This window comes from Ohtaekwangia sp. (assembly GCF_036568665.1).
Classification (GTDB): Bacteria; Bacteroidota; Bacteroidia; order Cytophagales; family Cyclobacteriaceae; genus Ohtaekwangia.
In genome coordinates this window covers 1-4,469 of the sequence record NZ_DATCSD010000099.1, presented here as the reverse complement: position 1 = coordinate 4,469, position 4,469 = coordinate 1, and the positions used below count along the sequence as shown (strand labels likewise).

Below are 4,469 nucleotides of genomic sequence, written 5' to 3'. Positions count from 1 at the left end.
GGGCGAATATGCCGCCAATGTTATACCGGTGAAGTTTCTTACAGGCTATCTTTTTCATGACAGCACCGAATCGATCTTAAATACACCCGATGTTGCCAAGAACAGAAACCTGGGTGCTGTTGCATACTTTAAACCCGGACTAGGACTCACGCTGTTGAGAGACCAGATTATTGGTGCCGAGAAATTTGATAACGCGATGAGTTACTATACACATGCGTGGGCTTTCAAACATCCTTCACCTTACGACTTCTTTCATTGCATTGAGAATTATACCGGTGAAACGCTGGACTGGTTTTGGCGCGGTTGGTTTATAAACCAATGGAAAATTGATCAGGCCGTAGCAGATGTATCCTATATTAACAAAGATCCGAAGCAAGGCGCGATCATCACCATCAAAAATTTAGGTCAGTTGCCAATGCCTGTAACGGTAGAAATTACACTATCGAACGGAAGTAAAGAAACGGTGAAGCTTCCTGTAGAAATATGGCATACCGGTGGCACATGGAAATTCAAGTATGCATCAACGGATAATATTTCTGCTGTCCAGATCGATCCGTTAATGAAACTTCCGGATACAAACCGAAACAATAACCAGTGGAGCGCTAAATAAATACTTCCGCTCATTGACAGATATATAGCTAACAGAAAGCTCGCTACTGAACCGGTGGCGAGCTTTTTTTATACACAGGATTTTTTTCTCGCCTCAATCTCCCTTTTAAGGCATTCCAAAGAACTCTCCTTTATCACATAAAATAAGAGTTTGCTAGATTGCTTTCGATTGCATAACATTACTATAGAAAACCTGTAACCCAAAGCGCATCCGAATGACAAGCTGGAGACGAATTTTGAGCTGTTTTCTTTTGTCGCTGATGGTAATGAACAGCATCGGGTATTACTCCTTTCTTGTTCATGTAAGAGATCAGATCGCGATCGCTATGGAAAGGAAGATTCAAACCAACTTGAATGAACCTGGTGCTAACCTGATCATCAAACTCCCGATCAGTACACTTTATCAACCCGACTCCGATAAATACGAACCCGTTAGCGGGCACTTTACTTATAAAGGAAAGGTATACCAGACTATAAAACGAAATATACACCAGGATACACTTTACCTGGAATGCATACACGACTATCGCACCACAGAAGCTGACAACAGGATCAGCGATTTTGCCAGGTCTTTTGCCGGTGACGATCAGCACGGTGCTTTTAAATTGATAGTTTCTTTAGGTAAATATTATTTCTCTATGCCACATACTTTGCAGCACACCCACAACGGCTGGGTAATGAAATGTGAGTATGGAGAATATCCTGTACGCGATGAGCAGGAATTGACTTCCCATATATTTCATCCTCCCCGGCTGATCTCCTGAAGTTATCATCCCTTTTCAGTTTCTCTTTAAAAAATCAAGTTTCGATTGATAGCGTATCGACTCACTTCACTGCTGAGGTATATATAGTATCAATTCAACAACGAAGACCGGATTTACTCCGGAGTCTTCGCTTACGCTTGTATTTATACCTACGCCCAAAGAATTTATAACATGAAAAAAATATTTCAATTCCTACTTATACTCGCATGCCTGGGATCCTGTTCAGGTGACTACAGGAAAAAAGCAGAAGAACCAGGGCAGTTGCATCGCTCTATAAAGAAAATAACCGATATTATTGTTCACGATATTTTTTCGCCACCGGTGGCCAGTCGCATATATACCTATATCAGCGTAGCAGCGTATGAAGTTGCACGCCACCAGGATTCTACTTTGGTATCACTCGCGGGTCAATTGCATGGACTCGAACCAGTGCCCGAGCCTGATGCTAATGCGGAGTATTGTTTCCCATTGGCAGCTATACAGGCTACACTGGAAGCTGGTAAAGCATTTATATTCTCCGAAGACAAGCTGGAAGAATTTCACAAATCGGTAATGGATGAATATCGCAGGTCTGGTATGCCTGATGATGTATATGAACGCTCGGTAGAGTATGGATCAAAAGTAGCAAAGCACATCATTGCCTGGTCTTCCAAAGACAACTATAAACAGACACGATCATTCCCCAAGTATTCCATCGATCAGAGTCCTTCAACGTGGAAGCCTACTCCACCTGCGTATATGGATGCCGTTGAACCACACTGGAGCAAGATCAGAACATTCGGAATTGATTCTGCATCGCAGTTCAGATGCGGTCCACCGCCTGCGTTCTCGACTGATACCACCAGTGAATTTTATCATTACGCTTACGAGGTATATAAAACGAGAAAAAATCTTACAGACGAGCAACGCAACATCGCCAGCTTCTGGGATTGTAATCCGTTTGTGATGAATATAAAAGGACACGTGATGTTTGCTACCAAGAAAATATCGCCAGGCGGACATTGGATGAACATTGTGCATGTAGCCTGCCTGAAGTCGAAAGCGAATTTCTCCCGTTCGGCAGAAGCCTATGTACGGGTAGCTCTTGCTCTTGCCGATGGATTTATAGCCTGCTGGGACGAAAAATATCGCAGCCTGCTCATTCGCCCGGAGTCCTATATCAATCAATATATAGATGAAGACTGGACACCGCTATTGCAGACGCCTCCTTTCCCGGAGTATATCAGTGGTCACAGCACTATATCAGGTGCTGCTTCTACGGCACTCACCAATATATTCGGAGATAATTTTGCGTTTACCGATTCTACCGAAGTGGAGTTCGGTCTGTCTGTGCGAAGCTTCAAGTCATTTAACCAGGCTGCAGACGAAGCTGCGATCAGTCGCTTGTATGGCGGTATACATTATCGTCCTGCCAACGAAACTGGCTTGAAGATGGGACGAAGTATAGGAGCATTCCTGAACGAAAAAATAAAGACACGAAGAAAGAAGGATAGCGAGCAGCCGGTATGATGACGAAAGAACAAACAAAAACGCTCTACTATATTCTGCGTATAGCCTGTGCGATGTGCTTTATCGGGCACGGTGCATTCGGCATTATTACGAAACAGATCTGGTGTAATTACTTTGCTGTAGCAGGTATAGATGAATCATTAGCGTATCAGTTGATGCCCGTAGTAGGTATAGCCGATATAGTACTGGGACTTGTACTGCTTTTCTATCCTGTAAGAATTGCAGCAGCGTGGCTGGTTTTCTGGGGACTACTCACAGCATCCATGCGGCCGCTTTCCGGAGAGCCTTTTGCAGAGTTCCTGGAACGCGCAGGAAATTATGGCGCTCCCCTTGTGCTATTGATACTTACCGGACTGCAAGGTATATCTCCCAACACCCGGTGGTTTCAAAAACTGGAAGCACCTGCAACCCTGAGCAAAGAGCATGAGAAGCTCGTTGTAATAACATTACAGATTATTGCCTTTACTTTGTTGTTCGGCCATGGCTGGTTAAACATAATTGAAAAACCGGCACTGCTCAAACAGTATATATCATTCGGAGTCCAATCACCAGAAACGATGGCACACTTCATTGGTATAGTTGAAATTATAGGTGCATGCTCTATAGTACTCTGGCCTGCACGACAAATTATTCTTATACTCTTTATCTGGAAAATGCTGAGCGAAACGCAATACCCGGCATTCCCTATATTCGAATGGGTGGAGCGCGGTGGAAGCTACGCCACCCTCCTGGCATTATTGTTTATAGTAAAGAATAAAGATCTGGCAGCACAAGCGCTCTCGTTAAAGTGGAGAATGGCGCCACACCTGAAGCATCAACATCAATAACCTGGCATGAAGAAGTACATCTATACTATATGCATACTGGCAATTCTGGCAATGGGGTGCAGTTCAAAAAAACTGGACCCCTCAGAAGTAAAGAGCCTGCTGCTACAGGCAAAAGCATACCCAACCGTAGTTGAACTCAGAGTATTTTGTAATGATACGGAGACCGCAAAACTAGTTCATCAAAAAGGACTCATCGAACAAGGACTCTTAACAGCACAGCTCGCGCATACACAACAGGATGTAGGCAAGCCTCTTATATACTTCACCAGTAAAGCTGATCCATACCTGATAAAAACATCTGATACACTAAAGTCGATTGATGTGCAGAAAGTAAAGGTAGCAGTTGAAGATTTTTTAGAGGTTACAGATATACAATATACTCCCGGCAACACAAGAGCGCTTGTTACCTATACCACGCGTATGACAAACATGACACCCTTCGCAGCTATACTCGACAAACCAATCGAAAACACCTCAACCAGGCAAACATCCTTCACGCTAACAGCGCATGGCTGGGAATGGGATAAGAAGATCAGGAAGCTATAGCTTGGTGAACCTCGTGTTATAGGATTTTTTTACACACCGCTCAATGAATAACGAGCACCGAACAAGGAACACCGAATGTCGAAATAAATGCTGAAAAGCTTCCCACAGAACTGCACAGAATAAAACAGCCATTTTTTCCCGCAGATCGCGCAGATGAGCGCAGAATAAAAATCAAAGCTCTACTTCTCCATTCGTTAATCGATGTTCCTTGTTC

4 protein-coding genes and 1 pseudogene are annotated in these 4,469 nt (G+C 43.7%); all 5 read left to right on the top strand.

What is annotated here, in order from left to right; translation table 11 throughout:
* Positions 1 to 610: pseudogene (locus VIN08_RS05300) on the top strand (M1 family peptidase); the annotation flags it as partial.
* Positions 611 to 845: 235 nt separating this feature from the next.
* Positions 846 to 1,373, top strand: a complete 528-nt coding sequence (locus tag VIN08_RS05295) for a hypothetical protein (protein WP_331961313.1) — start codon at positions 846 to 848, stop codon at positions 1,371 to 1,373.
* Positions 1,374 to 1,544: 171 nt separating this feature from the next.
* Positions 1,545 to 2,882: a vanadium-dependent haloperoxidase gene (locus VIN08_RS05290; protein ID WP_331961310.1), complete on the top strand. Its 1,338-nt coding sequence runs from the start codon at positions 1,545 to 1,547 to the stop codon at positions 2,880 to 2,882.
* A complete protein-coding gene (locus tag VIN08_RS05285) occupies positions 2,879 to 3,709 on the top strand; it encodes a hypothetical protein (RefSeq protein ID WP_331961307.1) in 831 nt (276 codons plus the stop codon). The genes VIN08_RS05290 and VIN08_RS05285 overlap by 4 nt, the downstream gene beginning before the upstream one ends.
* A gap of 6 nt (positions 3,710 to 3,715) precedes the next feature.
* The gene (locus VIN08_RS05280; RefSeq protein ID WP_331961304.1) at positions 3,716 to 4,255 is read left to right on the top strand and encodes a hypothetical protein; all 540 of its coding nucleotides are present in this window, start codon (positions 3,716 to 3,718) and stop codon (positions 4,253 to 4,255) included.
* Positions 4,256 to 4,469: the final 214 nt, after the last annotated feature.